Annotated in this window: 7 protein-coding genes; 6 read left to right on the forward strand and 1 reads right to left on the reverse strand. The window is 72.2% G+C overall.

Translation table 11 applies throughout. From position 1 onward, the window contains the following. Nucleotides 1-7: 7 nt before the first annotated feature. A complete protein-coding gene (locus tag OIE47_RS28260) occupies nucleotides 8-4021 on the reverse strand; it encodes an amino acid adenylation domain-containing protein (RefSeq protein WP_326557546.1) in 4014 nt (1337 codons plus the stop codon). Between the two features lie 517 nt (nucleotides 4022-4538). On the opposite strand from OIE47_RS28260, the gene OIE47_RS28265 reads away from it, so the two are divergent. From OIE47_RS28265 to OIE47_RS28290, 6 genes are all read left to right on the forward strand, one after another. Then, nucleotides 4539-5792 (forward strand): MFS transporter, encoded by a 1254-nt coding sequence (locus tag OIE47_RS28265; RefSeq protein WP_326557547.1) that lies wholly within the window; start codon nucleotides 4539-4541, stop codon nucleotides 5790-5792. Next, nucleotides 5789-14983, forward strand: coding sequence for a non-ribosomal peptide synthetase/type I polyketide synthase (locus OIE47_RS28270; protein WP_326557548.1), 9195 nt, complete (start codon nucleotides 5789-5791; stop codon nucleotides 14981-14983). The genes OIE47_RS28265 and OIE47_RS28270 overlap by 4 nt, the downstream gene beginning before the upstream one ends. Continuing rightward, nucleotides 14980-16482 carry a condensation domain-containing protein gene (locus tag OIE47_RS28275; protein WP_326557549.1) on the forward strand — a complete coding sequence of 501 codons (1503 nt, stop codon included), beginning with the start codon at nucleotides 14980-14982 and terminating at the stop codon, nucleotides 16480-16482. Before OIE47_RS28270 ends, OIE47_RS28275 begins: the two co-directional genes overlap by 4 nt. Nucleotides 16483-16557: 75 nt before the next feature. After that, the gene (locus OIE47_RS28280) at nucleotides 16558-17289 is read left to right on the forward strand and encodes a hypothetical protein (protein WP_326557550.1); all 732 of its coding nucleotides are present in this window, start codon (nucleotides 16558-16560) and stop codon (nucleotides 17287-17289) included. A 100-nt stretch (nucleotides 17290-17389) separates the two neighbouring features. Then, nucleotides 17390-17788 carry an MmcQ/YjbR family DNA-binding protein gene (locus OIE47_RS28285; RefSeq protein ID WP_326557551.1) on the forward strand — a complete coding sequence of 133 codons (399 nt, stop codon included), beginning with the start codon at nucleotides 17390-17392 and terminating at the stop codon, nucleotides 17786-17788. Nucleotides 17789-17873: 85 nt separating this feature from the next. Continuing rightward, nucleotides 17874-18464: a hypothetical protein gene (locus OIE47_RS28290; RefSeq protein ID WP_326557552.1), complete on the forward strand. Its 591-nt coding sequence runs from the start codon at nucleotides 17874-17876 to the stop codon at nucleotides 18462-18464. The last annotated feature ends 111 nt before the right edge of the window (nucleotides 18465-18575 follow it).

Below are 18575 nucleotides of genomic sequence, written 5' to 3' on the forward strand. Positions count from 1 at the left end.
GCCCCGCTCAGCGGTGTGCGGGAACCGGCAGTGCGCGGCGGTGGTCGGCGAGCAGCGGCCCGATCAGCGCCACCGCGTCGGGGCGCATCATGTGTTCGTGCCGGCAGTCCAACTGGAGTTCGGTGATCCGGCCCCGTACCCGGGGGCGCCACTCGTCGACCGTCTGCAGGTTGATCGGCCGGCTCTGCATCGCGGTGAAGAACAGCAGGTCACCGTCGAAGTCCTCGGGCCGGTACGCCCTGGCCGCCCGCATGTTGTGCAGCGCCACCCGGAGCAGCCCGGCGATGCGGTCGTGGCTCCAGTCGGCCAGTGCGCCGGGGTGCCGCCGGATCACGTCGACCACGTCGGGTTCGGCCAGGGACTGCCCGTCGAGGATCGCCGGGTCGTAGCCGAAGTCGGAGAGCACCACGTTGAGCAGCACCCGCCGGTGCTCGACGCTGTGCAGCACCGGATCGCTCGGGTAGGCGTCCAGCAGCGCCAGCAGCGGCACGGCGCGTCCCCGGCGGCGCAGTTCGACGGCGGTCGCCCAGGCGAGCAGCCCGCCCAGTGACCAGCCGAGCAGGTGGCACGGCCCGTCCGGGTGCACGGCGGCGATCTCGTCGGCGAAACCCGCGGCCATCTCCTGCAGGGTCGGCTGCCGGTCGGCGGCCACGGTGGCGTCGACCGCCAGGTCGGGCGACTGGAGCCCGTAGACCGGGTGGCCGGGGTCGATGTGCCGCAGGAGCACCGAGTAGCACCAGCTCAGGCCGGTGACCGGGGGCAGGCAGAACAGCGGCACACCGTCACCCCCGGTACGCAAAGGCAGCACGACGTCGAGCGCGGTCGGTCTGCCGCCCGCCCGGTCGGCCGCCGCCGGTGCGGTCGTCGTGGTGTCGAGGTACGCGGCCAGCCCGGCGACGGTGGGGTGCTCGAAGACCGTCCTCAGGTCGAGGTCCACCCCGACCACCGTACGCAGCCGCTTCGCGAGCCGGGCCGCGCTCAGGGAGTGTCCACCGAGGTCGAAGAAGTTGTCGTCGACCCCCACCAGCGGAAGGTCGAGCGCCTCGGCGAACAGCCCGCAGAGGACCACCTCCCGATCGGTGCGCGGGGTCCGCCCGGTCATCGTCGGGGTCGGGTCCGGTGCCGGCAGCGCGGCCCGGTCCAGCTTCCCGTTGGAGGTCAACGGCAGCTCGGCCAGGACCTGGATCGTGGCCGGGACCATCGGTCCGGGAAGCCGGGCGGCCAGGTGGGTCCGCAGCGCCTCGGGGTCCGGTGCCGTACCCGACGGGGTGGGGACCACGTACCCGGCCAGCCGGGGTTCCGCGCCCGAGGTGTACGCGACGACCGCGGCCTGCGACACCTGTGGGTGCGTCGCCAGGCACGCCTCGATCTCGCCGGGCTCGATCCGGTGACCGCGTACCTTCAACTGGGTGTCGGTCCGTCCGACGAAGGCGAGCGTGCCGTCGGCCAGGTGCCGTACCCGGTCGCCGGTGCGGTACATCCGGCTGGCCGGTGGGCCGAACGGGTCGGGCAGGAACCGCTCGGCGGTCAGCGCGGGCCGGTGCAGGTAACCGCGGGCCACCTGCACACCGGCCAGGTACAGCTCGCCCTGCACCCCGACCGGCACCGGGCGTCCGTCCGGGTCGAGCACGTAGCAGCGGGTGTTGCGCAGCGGGCGGCCGATCGGCACCCCGTACACCGGGTCGTACGGCTCGGCGCAGTTGTGGTCGGTGACGGCGACGGTCGCCTCGACCGGCCCGTACAGGTTGTGCAGCCCCGGCCCGAGTACGGCGTTGTACCGGTCGGCGAGGTCGGCGGGAAGGACCTCGCCGATGCACAGGGTCAGGCGCAGCGAGTCGCAGGCGCCGGTGCTCGGCTCGTCGAGGAACTCGCGCAGCATCGACGGTACGAACCCGGTGACGGTGATCCGCTCGGCCCGTACGACCTCGGCCAGGTACCGGGGGTCCCGGTGCCCGTCGGGGCGGGCGAGCACCGAGGTCGCCCCGGCCAGCAGTGGGGAGAAGTACTCCCACACCGACACGTCGAACGTCGCCGGTGTTTTCACCAGCACCCGGTCGGCGGGGCCGAATCCGAAGTGGTCCCGGGTCCAGAGCAGGTGGTTGACCAGCGCCCGGTGTTCCACCAGCACACCCTTGGGGCGGCCGGTGGAGCCCGAGGTGTACAGCACGTACACCGGGTCGTCGGTGCGCAACGGTCGGCGTCGGTCGGCGTCGGTCGGGTTGTCGGCGGGCCGGCGGTCCACGGCCCCGGCGGTGGCCGGGTCGTCCAGCACCAGCGGGCGGGGCCCCGCGTCCGGCAGGCCGGTCAGGGACTCCCGGTCGGCGAGCAGCGCGGCGGGCTCGGCGTCCCGCAGCACGAAGGCGACCCGGTCGGGCGGGTACGAGCCGTCCAGCGGCAGGTACGCCCCGCCCGCCTTGAGTACGGCCAGCAACGCCACCACCTGTGCCGTACCGCGCGGGAGCGCCACCACGACGAGGTCGCCGGGCCCGACGCCCCGGCCGATCAGCTCGTGGGCGAGCCGGTTCGCCCGGGTGTGCAGTTGCCGGTAGGTGAGCGTGTCGTCCCCGGCGGTCGTGGCTCCGACGAGTGCCACCGTGTCCGGGGTGGCGGCGGCCTGCCGTTCCAGCAGCGTGACGAGCGTGCTGTCGCCCACCTCCCGGACGGCGCCCTGCCACTGCCGCAGCACCGTACGCCGTTCCCGCTCGTCGAGCAGGTCGACGGCACCGACCGTGGTGCCGGGCCGCTCGGCCAGTTCAAGCAGGAGCCGGACGAAACGGTGGTGGTGGGCGGTGACGTCGTCCTCGGTGTACAGGGTGGGGTTGGCGGCCACGTCGATCCGGACCCGCCCCCGGCGTTCGTCACCGTGCGCGTCGCCGTAGACGTCGAAGGAGATGTCCTCGATCGGCCCGGACTCCAGCACGTGCGCCACCGTCACGTGCCCGGCGACCGGTGCCTGGTAACCGAACGGCATCACGTTGACCGACGGGCCGAACGGTCGGTGGCCCTCGCCGCGCAGGCCGAGGTCGGCCCGCAGGTCCTCGAGGCGGTAGCGCTGGTGGCGCAGCACCTGGCGTACCTCACGCGAGGCCGCCGCCAGGACGTCGGCGAAGGACATCGCCGGCCGTACCTCCAGGCGCAGCGGCAGGACCGTCATCATCATTCCGGGTGTCGCCTTGGCCAGCCGTCCCCACCGGCCGGTGACCGGGAAGCCGAGCACGACGTCGGTGGCGCCGGTCATCCGGTGTACGTACACGGCGGCGGTCGCCACGATCGTGTCGGCCCAGGCGCTTCTGGCGACGGCGGAGCGCAGCCGTTCGACATCGGCGGTGGGCAGGTCGATCCGACGGCGCAGCACGTGGTGCGCGGCGCGGGCCGGGCGGCTGGACCGGCTGGAGAGGCTGAGCACCTCCGGCCGGTCCGCGAAGCGCTCCAGCCAGAACGTGCGGTCGTCGGCGAACCGGGCCGAGTCGCGGTAGGCGTTGTCGTCCTGGCGGACCCTGGGCAGCGATCCGATCGTCGCCGGTGGCACCGACAGTCCGTCGGTCCACGCCTCGTACAGCTCCGCCAGGCGCCCGGCGATCAGCGCGAACGCGTAGGCGTCCAGCACGACGTGATGGAAGCGCAGGTAGAACAGGTGCAGTCGGGGTGAGACGGTCAGCAGGGCGCTACCCACCAGGTCGTCGGTGAACAGGCCCACCGGCCGGGCGAGGTCGGCCCGCATCCATCGCTGCGCCGCTTCGGCCGGATCCGGTTCGTCGCCGAGGTCCAGCACGGTGAGCGGCCGTGGCGGCTCGGCCGCGATGCGCTGCACCGGCTCGCCACCGTCCTCGTCGAACCGGAGCCTGGCCGCCTCGGTCTCGGCCAGGGCCCGGTGGGCCGCCTCGGCCAGGGCGGCGACGTCGACCGGCCCGTGGATCTCCAGGTAGCCGCCGATGTTGAAGGCCGGGTTGTCCGGGTCGAGTTGCTGGGCGAACCAGACGCCGGACTGTGCGGTCGACAGCGGTTGATAGGGATCGGTCACGGCACTCCAGCCTGTCGTCATGCACGGCGTACCGGCACCCGGTGACAATGACCCGACGGCAATCCCGGCATCGCCATTCAGACGATATTGACGGCACGGTCCGGTCGCGTCAACCCGTCATCGCAGCGACTCGGTTCCGAAATGAACGCGGAACGCGTCGCGGTCCGTAATGACCGGGACCAATTGGCGTCGGTGCCCGGAAGGTACGGAATTGTGTGATGTCCGCAGCGGTGCCGGACGGGGCCACGGGACACGCGGGCCCGTCGACATCGTGATCGAGGCGTCAGGTCTGGGCAAATTACGGAGCGTCCAGGCCAAACACCCACCGGATGACTCTCCGAAGTGGACCTTGTCAACCTTCGGGCGGTCCCATACTCTGACTCGCGGAAGTCGCCTATCAAATGCGCGCCAACAGCGTCCGCCGGTCCTGGGGGCACAATTTGCCGTACAATTCCTCCCCTGCTGATCGCGTCAAACGCCTGACGTCGACAACAATTAACGCTCCCCTTTTCTGCCCGTGACGATCGCTGATCAGGGCGTCGGTCGTACCCGGGACGGGATGCGGCACTTCCGGTTCCTGGTGGTGGGCAACGCCGTCTCCGCGTACGGCAGCTACCTGGACATGGTGGCGCTCAACCTGTTCGCGTACTCGCTGACCGGCAGCGCGTTGCAGACCGGGCTGCTCATGGCGCTGCGCCTCGCCACGAGCTTCCTCACCGGGTTCGGCGCGGGCAGCCTCGTCTCCCGGCTCGACCGCAAGCAGATCATGGTGACGTCCGACGTCACCCAGGCACTCGCGCTCGTCGTCCTGGTGCTCGCGCCGGCCGCCACCCAGGCCGGGCTGCTCTACCTCGTCGCCGTGGTCACCGGTGCCGGCGCCACCCTCACCAACGTCGCGCTGCGCAGCAGCATCCCCGAGATCGTCGGCCAGGACCAGCGGGTACGCGCGAACGCGCTGCTCGCCACCGGCCGTTCCATCGCGATGGTGGCGGGATTCGCCTCGGCCGGCGTACTCATCTCCACGCTCGGGTACTCGGGCGCGTTCCTCATCGACGCCGGGGCTTTCCTCTTCTCGGCCGCGAACCTGGCCCGACTGCCGATCACCACCCGGGGCACCGGGACCCGATCCGGGCCGGGTCCGGCGGAGAAACCACCGGGGGTGCTCGCCGCACAGCTCGCCGCCCTGCGCTACCTGCGGCTCACCCCGATCCTGCTCGCCCTGATCAGCCTGCGGGCCATCGACGCGTTCGGGTCGGCGTCGCACAACGTCGGCCTTCCCGTGCTCTCCACCGCACTCGACCCGGAACATCCGGCCGCGTTCGTGTCGCAGTTCTGGGCCACCTGGGCGATCGGCAACATCCTCGCCCAGCGACTCGTCGCCCGCTGGTCGAGCCGTACCGGGCGGACCATCAACGAGCGTGCCTTCGCGCTCGGCGCCGCGCTCATGTCGGCCGCGTTCATCCTCACCTTCACCGCACCGCCGATGCCGCTGCTGATCGCGGTCGCCGCCATCGCCGGGGTCGCGGACGGCTTCACCGAGATCGCGTACACCACCCGGTTGCAGTCCGCCCCCGACGAGCAGCGCGGCTACGTCTTCGGCTTCTCCGCGATGGCGGAGAACCTCGGCTTCGGCGTCGGCATGGTGGCCTGCGCGTTCCTGCTGGAGCGACTCACCCCGCTGGGCGTGGTCGGCACGTTCCACGGGCTCGCGGTGCTGCTGGCCCTGGTCATGGTGGCCGCACTCTCGATCCGGCGGAGGCCGACAACATGAGCGACGCCAGACACGGCAGCACCGACGACCGGCGGATAGCGATCATCGGCATGGCGTTCCGGTTGCCCGGCGCGGACACCCCCGAGGCCTACTGGCGCAACATCCGCGACGGCGTGACCAGCGTACGGAGGTTCGGCCCGGAGGAGCTGGCCGGCGCCGGAATTCCGGCGGAGGTACGCGAGTCACCCGACTTCGTCGCGGTCAGCGGGGTGCTCGACGACATCGACTCGTTCGACGCGGAGTTCTTCGGGATGAGCCCGCAGGAGGCGCGGACCGTCGACCCGCAGCATCGGCTGTTCCTGGAGACCTGCTACCACGCGCTGGAGAACGGCGGGTACGCGGCGACCCGACCGGACGTACGGGTCGGGATCTTCGCGGGCGTCGGCTACCACCTGTACCCGCTCAACACGTACCTGCGCAACAACCTGGGCGAGGCCCGTTGGGAGGGCGACTTCGCCTCCGCGTTCCAGGTGGCGGTGGGCAACTTCAACGACTTCGCCGCGACCCGGGTGGCGTACCGCCTCGGGCTCACCGGCCCGGCGATCACGGTGCAGACCGGGTGCTCGACCTCGCTGGTCGCGGTGCACCTGGCCGGGCAGGCGCTGCTCGCCGGTGACGCCGACCTGGCCCTGGCCGGGGCCTCGGCGGTGCACACCCCGCAGATCCTCGGCTACCGCCACGTCAAGGGCACGATCCTGTCCCGGTCCGGTCGGTGTCGCGCGTTCGACGCGTCGTCGGACGGCACCGTCGGCGGCAACGGGGTCGCGGCGGTGCTGCTCAAGCGGTACGACCGCGCGGTCGCCGACGGGGACACCATCCACGCGGTGATCCTGGGCAGTGGCGTCAACAACGACGGCGCCTCGAAGCTGAGCTACCTCGCGCCGAGCGCGACCGGACAGCGGGGTGCCATCCTGCGCGCGTTCGACGTGGCCGGGGTCTCGCCCGACACCATCGGCTACCTGGAGACCCACGGCACCGGCACCTACAAGGGCGACCCGATCGAGTTCGACGGCATGACCTCGGCGTACCGGCAACGCACCGACCGGACCGGGTACTGCGCGATCGGCTCGGCGAAACCCGCCATCGGGCACCTGGACGCCTGCGCCGGTTTGGCCGGTCTGCTCAAGACGGTGCTGGTACTCAAGCACGGGGAGGTCCCGCCGCTGGTCGGCTTCGAGCGGCCCAACCCGGCGCTGGACCTGGCCACCAGCCCGTTTTTCATCCCCACCGAGGCACAGCCGTGGCCCGACCTGCCCGGTCCCCGCCGGGCCGGGGTGACCTCGCTCGCGGTCGGGGGCACGAACGTCCACCTGATTCTCGAAGCACCGCCACCCACGGTTGCGGCATCGTCCGGGCGGACGCGACACGTGGTGCCGGCCCGGCCGGATGCGGTCGAGCCGGTCCCGGTCCCGGTACCGCTGCCGCTGTCCGCGGACCATCCGGGAAGCCTGCGTACGCTCGCCGGCCGGTTCCGGGACCACCTCCGGGCCGACCCCGGACTCGACCTGGACAACCTGGTCGCCACCGCCGCGATCGGCCGCCCGCACCTGCGGCACCGGCTCGTCGTGACCGGCCCGACCCCCACGGCGCTCGCCGACGCGCTGGACAGCTACCTCGCCGCCCCGGAGCAGCAGCGCGCGAACCGGGTCGCGACCGCGGGCCCGGTCCCGGCCGGGGGAGCCACACCCGTCTTCGTGTACGGCGGACAGGGCTCCCCGTACGCCGGTCCGGCCGGACCCCTCTACCATCGCTATCCGCAGTTCCGGGCGGTGCTCGACGAGTGCGAGGCGTACCAGCGCCGGACCGGTGGGCCGACCCTGCTCACACCGTTGCTGGGCAACGCGGGCGTGGGTTCGGCCGACGGTCCGGTCTGGGAGACCGACGTGGCCCAGCCGGCGCTGTTCGCGTTCCAGACCGCGCTGACCCGACTGTGGCGATCGTTCGGGGTGACACCGCACCTCGTCGCCGGCCACAGCGTCGGCGAGTACGCGGCCCTGGCGGCGGCCGGTGCACTGTCGATCGAGGACGGGCTGCGGCTCACCGGACTGCGCGGGCGGCTGATGCGGGAGTACACCGCACCGGGCGGGATGGTCGTGGTCTTCGCCGCCCGCCCGGCAGTCGACGAACTGCTCGCCGGCGACCGGCGGCTCGGCCTCGCCGCGATCAACGCGGCGGAGAACCATGTGGTCGCCGGGCCGGTCGAGGCGGTCGACGCGGCCTGCCGGCGGCTGGACGAGCGCGGGCTGCGCTGGCACCGGCTCGCCGTCAACCGCGCCTTCCACTCGGCCCTGCTCGACCCGATCCTCGCCCCGCTGGGCGAGGTGCTCACCACGATCCCGCTCGCACCCCTGGACACGCCGCTGGTCAGCGGCGTCGACGGGACCGTACTGCCGGTGGGGCACCGGGTGGGTCCGGCGTACCTGCTCCGGCAGACCCGGGACGCGGTCCGGTTCGACCTGGTCGCGGCGGCGCTCGCGGTGGCCGGTGACGGATCGGCCACCGGTCCGGTGCTGGAACTCAGCCCACATTCGAGCCTGGTCGGGCTGCTCCGGCCGGCGCTGCCGGGGTCACCGGTGCTCGCCGCCCACCGTCGGGACGCCGGGCTCGACCAGCTTGTCGAGGCGGTCGCCCGGCTGCACGTACACGGGGTCGTCCTGGACTGGGACGCCCTGCTCGGCCCCGGCGCGGGACGCCGGGTGCCGCTGCCCGCCTATCCGTTCCAACGACGGGTCCACTGGACCGGACCGCCGCTGGCCCGTACCGACCCTGGAGGCGCGATGGTTGACGTTGACACCGGCCGAGACACCGGTACCGGCGTGGTCGCCGGGTCCACCGTCGGGGACCTGGGTCCGGTGGTCGACCGGGTACGCGAGGTCACCGCCCGGCACCTCGGCTGCGCCCCGGAAGACATCGACGTCGACCGCCCGTTCTTCCAGATGGGCGCCGACTCCCTCGCGATGATCAACGCCCTGCGGGAGTTCGAGGGCGAGTTCGGCGTACGGCTGGCGATGCGGGAGCTGTTCGAGGAGGCGGACACCCCCGACAAGCTGTCCCGCCTGATCCTGTCCCGCCGCACGCCGGTGCTCCTTCCGGTCGCCGCCCCGGCGGCGGAATCCCCGCTCGTGCAGGCACCGGTCGTGGAGCCGCCGGTCGTGCGGGCGTCGGCCGCTGTGGTCGTACCCGAGGTGGCGCAACCGGCTCCGGCGCCACTGCCGCCGGCGGTGGCCGAGGTGCACGGGCCGAGGGTGACCGTGGCCCACGGCGCCGGCCAGGCCGGGGCGGTCTCCACCGACGGCCAGCGGGCCCACGTGGAGGACCTGCGGCGCCGGTTCGTGGCGAAGACCCGGCGCTCGAAGGAGATCGCCCAGCACTACCGGGGTGTGCTGGCCGACAGCCGGGCCGTGGTCGGGTTCCGCAGCGCCACCAAGGAGATGCTGTACCCGATCGCCGGCCAGCGCGCGAAGGGCGCGTGGCTGGAGGACGTGGACGGCAACCGCTACCTCGACATCACCATGGGCTTCGGTGCGCTGCTCTTCGGTCACGAGCCGGACTTCGTCGCGGACGCGGTACGCGAACACCTGTCCCGCGGCATCCAGCTCGGCCCGCGCAGCGTCGACACCGGCGAGGCGGCGGCCCTGCTCAGCGAGCTGACCGGGATGCAACGGGTGGCGTTCGCGAACTCGGGCACCGAGGCGAACTCCGCCGCGATCCGGCTCGCCCGGGCCGCCACCGGGCGGGACAGGATCGTCATGTTCCACGGGTCGTACCACGGCCACGCCGACAACGTGCTCGGCCGCTCGGTCGGCACCGGCGCGGACCGGACCACCGTCGCCGTCTCCACCGGGATCCCGGCCAGCGCCGTCGCGGACCTGGTCGTCCTCGACTACGGCACGCCGGATGCCCTGGAGACGATCGAGGCGCTCGGCGAACGGCTGGCCGCCGTCATCGTCGAGCCGGTGCAGAGCCGCCACCCCACGCTCCGACCGGCCGCGTTCCTGCACCGACTGCGCGAGATCACCCACCGGTACGGCATCGTGCTGATGTTCGACGAGATGCTGACCGGGTTCCGGCCGCACCCGCGCGGCGCCCAGGGACTGTTCGGCGTGACCCCGGACCTCGCCACGTACGGCAAACTGCTCGGCGGCGGCTTCCCGATCGGGGCGATCGCCGGCCGCGCGGACATCATGGACGGCATCGACGGCGGCTTCTGGCGGTACGGCGACAACAGTCGCCCCGAGCGCGAGACGACGTTCTTCGGCGGCACCTACATCCAGCATCCGGTGTCCATGGTGGCCGCCCGTGCCGTACTGACCCGGCTGAAGGAGCAGAGCCCGCACCTGCAGCACGAGCTCAACGGCCGGACCAACCGCCTGGTCGGCACGCTGAACGCGTTCTTCGAGGAGGAGGAGTACCCGGTCCGCCTCGGCCACTTCGGCTCGCAGTTCCGTTTCGAGCACCGGGCCGACCTCGAACTGCTCTACCACCACCTCCTGCTCAAGGGCGTGTACGTCTGGGAGTGGCGAAACTTCTTCCTCTCCACCGAACACACCGACAACGACGTCGACACCGTCATCGACGCGGTGCAGCGCTCGCTCCGGGAGATGCGCGCGGCCGGTTTCCTCACCCGTCCACCGGCCGTTGCCGTACCCGCGTCCGCGCCGGTGCCGGCCGTGTCCACCCGACGCGTGCCGGCACCCGAACCGTCGATGCCGGCGGTAGAGCCTGTCGTACGGGCGGCCGAACCCGTGGCACGGGCGGCGCCGGATTTCAGCGTGTACTTCTTCGGGGACTACCCGCAGGATGGGGGAGCGGAGGACGGGGACCGGGGCGACCCGTACGAGTCGATCATCGAGACCGCCCGGTTCGCGGACGAGCACGGGTTCCACGCCGTGTGGATACCCGAGCGGCACTTCCACTCCTTCGGCGGGGTGTTCCCCAACCCGGTAGTGCTCGCCGCCGCGCTGGCACGGGAGACGAGCCGGATCCGGCTGCACGCGGGATCGGTGGTCCTGCCGCTGCACGACCCGATCCGGGTCGCCGAGGAGTGGTCCATGGTGGACCGGCTGTCCGGTGGGCGGGTCGGGATCGGGTGCGCGCCGGGCTGGCACGCGGGCGACTTCGTCCTCGCCCCGGAGAACTTCGGACCGCACCGAGAGGTGATGTACAGCCACCTCGACCAGGTACGACGCCTCTGGCGGGGTGAGTCGGTGCGGCGCCGCTCGGGCACCGGCGAGACCATCGAGGTACGCACCCTGCCCCGCCCCGTACAGGCGGTGCCACCGATGTTCGTCGCGGTTGTCGGCAACCCGGAGTCGTACCGGCGCGCGGCCGAGCACGACCTCGGCATCGTCACGAACCTGATGAGCCAGTCGGTGGAGCAGTTGGCCGACAACATCGTGCGGTACCGCAAGACCCGCGCCGCACAGGGGCTCGACCCGCAGGGCGGCCGGGTGGTCGTGCTCGTGCACACCTACCTCGGCGAGGAGTCGCGGCGGGCCCGGTCCGAGGCGTACGCGCCGCTGCGGGCGTACATGCGCTCCTCCCTGTCGCTGTTCGGGCAGCTGACCAACAGCCTCGGCTTCCAGGTCGACCTCGACGGCGCCCGCGAGGAGGACCTCGACTACGTGTTCCGGCGCGCCTACGACCGGTACTGCGAGTCCCGGGCGCTGATCGGCTCGCCGGAGGAGGGCGCGGGTCTGATCGACGCGCTCGCCGCCGCGGGCGTCGACGAGGTGGCCGCGCTGGTCGACTTCGGGGTACGGCCCGAACAGTTGCGGGCCGGGCTGCCGCAACTCGACCGCCTGCGCGCCCGCTACCACGCAACCGATCGCGCCCGGCCCGCCCCCGCTCCCGTCACGGCGTCTGCGGCACCTGTCAATACGCCCGTGACAGCAGCCGTCAACGCGCCCGCGCCGGTCGGGGTAACGGGGTCGGCGTCGGTGAACGACCGGTTCACGCGGCCGGACCCGGAGGTCGGCCCGGACCGGTCGGGGCCGCTGTCGCGCGGTCAGTCGCGGATGTGGTTCCTCGAGCGGTTGAATCCGGGTCAGGGCGCCTACAACGAGCCGACGGCCGTACGCCTCGACGGGCGGCTGGACGTGCCGGCGCTGCACGCCGCACTCGTCCGGTTGGTGGCCCGGCACGGCGCACTGCGTACGGTGTTCCGCGAGCGGGACGGCGATCCCGTGCAGATCGTGCTCGGGCGGGGCACCGTGGATTTCGCGGTCGAGGAACACCCCGGCCGGGACGAGGACGAGGTCGTACGGTCGGCGCTGGCCGCCGAGAGCCGGCGCGCGTTCGACCTGGCCACCGGCCCGCTGTTCGTGAGCCGGCTGCTGCGCTGGTCGGACGAGCGACACGTGCTGGTCCTCTCGTTCCACCACATAGTGGTGGACGCGACCTCCGCGACCGTCCTGGCCCGGGACCTGTCCGCGCTGTACCGGTCGGAGCTGACCGGGCAGCCGGCCAACCTACCGGACGTGCCGGCGGACTGCCTGGACCTGGCCCGCCGGGAGGCAGCCGACGACGATCACACCCACGGCAACGGCTCGGACCTGGACCACTGGAGGGAGCGGCTGGCCGGGGACCTGCCGGTGCTGGACCTGCCGACGGACCGCCCGCGCCCGACCGTCCAGACCGGTAACGGAGGGTCGGTCCGGCGCAGGCTCGACCCGGAGCTGTCCGAGCGGCTGCGGCGGCTCGGCGCCGAACACCGGGCCACCCTGTTCATGACCATGCTGGCCGGGTACGCCGCCACGCTGCGCAGGTTCACCCGTACCGACGATCTGATCGTGGGTACGCCGGTGTCGGACCGGCCGGCCGGCGCCGAGCAGGTGGTCGGGTTCTTCCTCAACACGATCGCGCTGCGGCTGGACCTCTCCGGCGACCCGACCTTCGCCGACCTGCTCGGGCGCGTACGCGGGACCGCGCTGGACGGGTACGACCACGCGCACGTCCCGCTCGACGCGGTGGTACGCGCGGTGCGCCCGGTACGGGACACCGGCCGGAACCCGATCTTCCAAACGATGATCGAGTTCGAGAACGACGACGCGTTCGGGTTCGACCTGCCCGGTGTGAGCGCCCGCACGCTGGAGCACCGGGCCGAGCGCGCGTTGGCCGACCTGAGCCTCTACGTGACCAACCACGCCGACGGGATCAACTGCCGGCTGGAGTACAACACCGACCTGTTCGATCGCGGCAGCGTGGAACGGTGGCTCGCGTACCTGGTCGCGACCCTGGAGTCGGCCGCCCGCGATTCCCGTACGCCGATCTCGGCGTTGGTCGGCGTCCTCGACGCGGACCGCGACAAGCTCACCCGCTGGGGTACCGGCCGGCGCCGCGAACTGCCGCAGGGCTGCCTGCACGACGCGGTACGGCACTGGGCGCAGCGGACACCGCAGAGTGTCGCGGTGATCGGCGGCGGCAGCGTGCTGACGTACCGGCAGCTCGACGAGCGGGCCGCGGTGCTCGCGGACAGGTTGGCCCGCCTCGGTGTCGGAGCCGGCGAGATCGTGGCGCTGTGGCTGCCCCGGTCACCGGAGTTCATCGTGGCCACGCTCGCGGTGCTGCGTACGGGTGCGGCGTACCTGCCGATGGATCCGCTGCTCAACAACCGGCAGGTGCACTTCATGATCTCCGACAGCGGGGCCCGGGTGGTGCTGACCACCGAGGGCGACGAGCCACCGGACCTGCCCGACGGGGTCCGCCCGCTGTTCCTCGACGCCGGGGTCGACGGGTCCGCCGTGCCCGGCAGCCTGGCGCGGGTGGCGGACGACCCGGACGCGCCGTGTTACGTGATCTACACGTCGGGTTCGACCGGCAGGCCGAAGGGCGCGGTCATCACCCACCGCAGCGTGCTGAACCTGTGCCGGTGGTACCACGACAAGCTGGAGCTGACCGCCGCCGACCGGAGTGCCGCCGTCTGCGGGCAGAGTTTCGACGCCTCCATGCTGGAGATCTGGCCGACGTTCATGGCCGGCGCCAGCCTGGCGATCGCCGACGACGGGGTACGCCTGGACTCGATGGCGCTCGCCCGCTGGATGCGTACCGCCGGGGTGACCGTGGCGATGCTGCCGACACCGATCGGGGAGGGGCTGCTCTCGCTGCCCGTCGCGGCCCAGCCACGCCTGCGCCACCTGGCCGTCGGCGGCCAGCAACTCCGGGTACGCCCGCACCCCGACCTGCCGTACGTGCTGCACAACATCTACGGGCCGACCGAAACGACGGTTGTCGTGGTGGTGGACGTGGTGGCGGACGCGTCGAGGGCACCCGCCGGCCCGATCCCGATCGGCCGTCCCCTGGACAACATCCACGTCGAGGTACGCGACCAGTGGGACAACCTGGCACCGCTCGGTGCGGTGGGGGAGTTGCTCATCGGTGGCGCCGGGGTGGGGCGCGGGTACCTGAACCGGCCCGAGCTGACCGCGGAACGGTTCGTGGACGACCCGGGCGGCGGGCCCGGTGCCCGCTTCTACCGCACCGGCGACCTGGTCCGGTGGACCACCGACGGGGTGCTCGTTTTCCTCGGGCGGGCCGACGACCAGGTCAAGATCCGGGGTAACCGGGTCGAGCCGGGGGAGGCGTCGGCCGTACTGCGGGGGTTGGATCTGGTCGCCGACGGCATAGTGGTGGCCCGGCGGGACCACAACGGGGACGCGTACCTCGCCGGCTACGTGGTGCCCGCGCCGGGCGTACCGCACGACGGGATCGCCGACCGGCTGGTGGCGTCGATGGCCCGGGTGCTGCCCGATGTGCTGATCCCACGGGTGTGGGCACTGCTGCCGGTGCTGCCGCAGACCGGCAACAACAAGTTCGACCGGGCGAGCCTGCCGGAGCCGACGATCCGTACCGGCATGCCCGACCCCACCCTGCCGGCCGCCGCACCTCCGCCGCCCCCGCCGGCCGCCGCGCCGCAGGTCGGCGACACCGAGCAGACGGTACGGGCACTCTGGGCCGCCGAACTCGACCGGGAACCCGAGCAGATCGAGGAGGAGTCCTCCTTCTTCACCCTCGGCGGGCACTCGATCAACGCCCTGCGCCTGCTCAACCGGGTACGCGAGACGACCGGCGTCGAGTATCCGGCACTGGAGTTCTTCCGTGCCCCGACCGTGGCCGCCATGGTCGAACGGCTGCGCCGGCAGTCCACACCCGACGGCTCGGCCCACCCCGGGCGGGTACGGGGCACGCTGTGACCTTCGAGGAGGTGCTGGAGTACGTCTCCGTCGCCGACGTACGGCTCACCGGTGTCGACGGGACACTGCGCTACGACGCCCCGGCGGCGGTCCTGACCCCGGAACTGATGGCGGGGCTGCGGTCGTACAAGGGCGAGCTGTTGCGGTGGCTGGCCGGACCGGCCGACGAGCGTGAGGTGACGCGGGCGCCGCTCTCGGCCCAGCAGAACCGGATGATGGAGAACGTCGAACGGACCGGGAACTCCAGCGGCTGGAACGTCGGGCTGCGCCTGGAACTGGTCGGGGACCTGGACGTCGCCGCGCTCGACGCCGCCGTCGACGGGCTGCTCGCCCGGCACCACGCGTTGCGGGCCCGGTTGGGACGCGACGGCGACACCAGGATCCAACGGATCCTCGCCCACCGGCCGGTCCCCCTCCCGGTCGTCGACCTGACCGCGCTTCCGGACGACGAGACCCGGACGCGGGCCGAGGCGGCGTGCCGGGCGGTGGTGGAGCCGGCGTTCGACCTGGCCGACGAGGCGCCGGTCCGGTACGCCCTGATCCGCCTCGACCGGAACGAGTCCTGGCTGGTCCTGGTCGTGCACCACATCGCCTGCGACGGCTGGGCCATCTCGGTGCTGCTGCGCGACCTGGCCGCCGGCTACCGCAGCGCCCACACCGGGGGTACCGCCGACTTCGGGCCGCCCGCCGCCCAGTGCACCGGATACGCCCGCTGGCAGCGCGACCAGTGGGACGAGCCGACCCGGCGCCGACGACTCACCCACTGGGCGGAGCACCTCGGTGACGGACCGCTCACCCTGGACCTGCCGTTCGACGGCCCCGCCCCGGACCGCCCCACCGGTCGGGCCGCCACCCACCGGTTCGAGATCCCGGACCGGGTACGCCTCGCCGCGCAGGCGCTCGCCCGCGCCCGGGGCGCCACCGTGAACGCGGTCACGGCCGCCGCGATGGCGGTCCTGCTCGCCCGGCTCAGCGGGCAACCCGACGTGACACTCTCGGTGCCGCACGCCAACCGCTCACCCCGGGCGTACGAGGAGGCGGTCGCCGTGATGACCACGGCACTGCCGCTGCGGATCCGTACGGCCGCCGCCACGTTCGGCGAACTCGTCGACCAGACCGCCGCCGGCCTCTTCGCCGGCATCGACAACCTGCTGCCCACCGCCTGGATCTACGGGCAGTTCCTCGGGCCGGCGGGCGGCGGGATGCCGTCCGGGGTGATGGTGAGCTTCGCGTTCCAGAACACCCTGGACATGCGACTCGAACTGCCCGACCTGACCGTACGGGTGCGGGACGTGCCGACCGATGCCGAGCGGGGTGCGCTGATGTTCGGTCTGGTGCCCCATCCGGATCGGCTCGACGGCTATCTGGAGTACCCGTTGGACCGGCTCACCGACGAGACCGCCCGTCGATGGGTGGCCGAATACGTCGAACTGCTCGCCGACGCCTGCGCCGACCCGGACCGGCCCCTCCCCGCGCTTGATCGACATCCCGCCCTCTGACCTGGGCGAGGGCCTGTTTATGCTTCGCGCGGCCGTTCCGATCTTGGGGGGTCGCGAACGAAGGAAGGCTCAACCATGCGTGTAGCTCGCGTACTCGTGCCCATCGCCATCGCCAGTACGTTGCTCGCCGGCTGCGGCGGACAGGCCGACAGCGGCTCCCAGGCCGCGCCGGCTGCCGCTGCCACCACCGTGCCCGACGGCAACGGCGTCGCGGCGCTGACGGCGGACGAGATCAGGACGAAGGCGGTCGCCGCTGCGGAAAAGGCGGGATCGTTCCAGGTCAAGGGGGAGTCCGAGAGCGACGGTGACACGCTGGCCGTCGACCTGACCTTCAACGGCGAGGACCTCGTCGGCTCGATCGGCACCGGCGGCAGCACCATCCACCTGCTCCGGGTCGCCGGCCAGCCGTACTTCAAGGCAAACGCCCAGTTCTGGACCGAGAACGGTGGCCCGCAGGGTCCGGCCATCGCCCCGCTGCTGGGGGACAGGTGGGTCAAGATCAAGCCGGACGATCCGACCCTCGGCGAGGTTTTCAAGACCGCCAGGATCAGCGAGCTGATCAAGCCCGACGGAGCGGTCACCAAGGGCGAGATCAAGACCATCGACGCCGGACCGGCGATCGCGCTCATCGACGGCTCCGACCAGATCCTGTACGTGGCGACGACCGGCGAGCCGTACCCGCTGCTCCTGGGGAGCGCCGGGTCCACGAGTCAGGTCGTGTTCAGCGGATACGGATCGACCTTCGAGATCAAGGCCCCCGCCGCGAGCGAGGTCATCGACTTCGACAAGATCACGGCAGGCGGGTGACCCGTCGGAGGTAGGCGCCCCGGCAGTCGCGTCTCCGATCTTGTCCGACGCATCGGTTAGCCTGTGCGGGTGCAGGTGGCGGTGTTGCGGAGCGGGTCCGATGGCTGACGCCGACGATGTCCGTCGGCTGGCCCTGGCGCTGCCGCAGGTGGTCGAGATCGACAGCGCCGGTTTCGACTTCCGGGTCGCCAACCAGGGTTTCGTCTGGTCCTACCCCGAGCGCATACCCGGCAGGCCACGCGTGATCCGTACCGACGTCGCCGTGCTGTACGTCGGCGACGAAGCGGAGAAGCAGGCGTTGCTCCTCGGCGAGCCCGAGATCTTCTTCACCACACCCGGGTACGACGGTCTGCCCCTGGTGATGCTGCGGCTGGTGCGGGTGGACGTCGACCGCCTGACGGAACTCGTCACCGATGCCTGGCGCATGCGTGCCCCGGCGTCGATCACCGGCGACCTGGATGAGGGCGCCGCTGCTTCGACGCCGGGACGGCGACGCTGAGGCGACCCTGACGCCACCCTGACCACCCGGTGCGACTGTCGCTCCGGGCCGCAGAGCGCGGCTCGGGAGACAGGGAGCAAATGTCATGCAGATATCGGGAAAGCGCAGGCTGCTGGTGGTTCCGGCGTTGGCGGCGCTGGTGCTTACGGCGATGGTGGTGGGCCGAGCGGACGCGGCGGTCGGGCCGGTCGGGGCGGTAGCCGATCAGGCCCTCCTGGAGCCCGGGGACGTCTACCGGTGCGAGGGCAAGGCACAGCTACGTGCCGCGGTGCTCACCAAGATCGCGCCCACGACGATCGGCGAGACCGGCGGCGTCTTCGTACCGCTGACGGACGCGTCCATCTCGGTCGCCGGGCCGGCGGCGGCCGCCAGCACCGACCAGGTCATCGTGACCTTCACCGGCGAAGCGCTGCTGACCGGCCAGCCCAACGTCCTGGCCCCCGTCGTCGACGCGGTGCAGGTCCGCATCCTGGTGAACGGAGCACCGCTGCCGCCGGGCGCGGTCGTCTTCACCACCGACGCCGGACAGTCCGACGCCCTGCAGGCGTGCGCGATCGTGACCGGACCCGGCCCGCACGTGGTGACCGTACAGTGGCGGCTGTTCGACTTCGCGAGCAACAGTGCGCTGACCGGAACGCTGCGTACCTGGGAGCTGCACGTCGAGCAGAACGACTGACACGCGTCGCGGGATAGGACCTCCGCGTGGCGGATGACCCGGGACTCTGCCGGGGCATCCGCCACGAGCGTCCGCTGCACCACGGATCCTTCACCCGGCTCAGGACGGCAC

Origin of the sequence: Micromonospora sp. NBC_01796 (assembly GCF_035917455.1) — a bacterium.
GTDB lineage: Bacteria > Actinomycetota > Actinomycetes > Mycobacteriales > Micromonosporaceae > Micromonospora_G.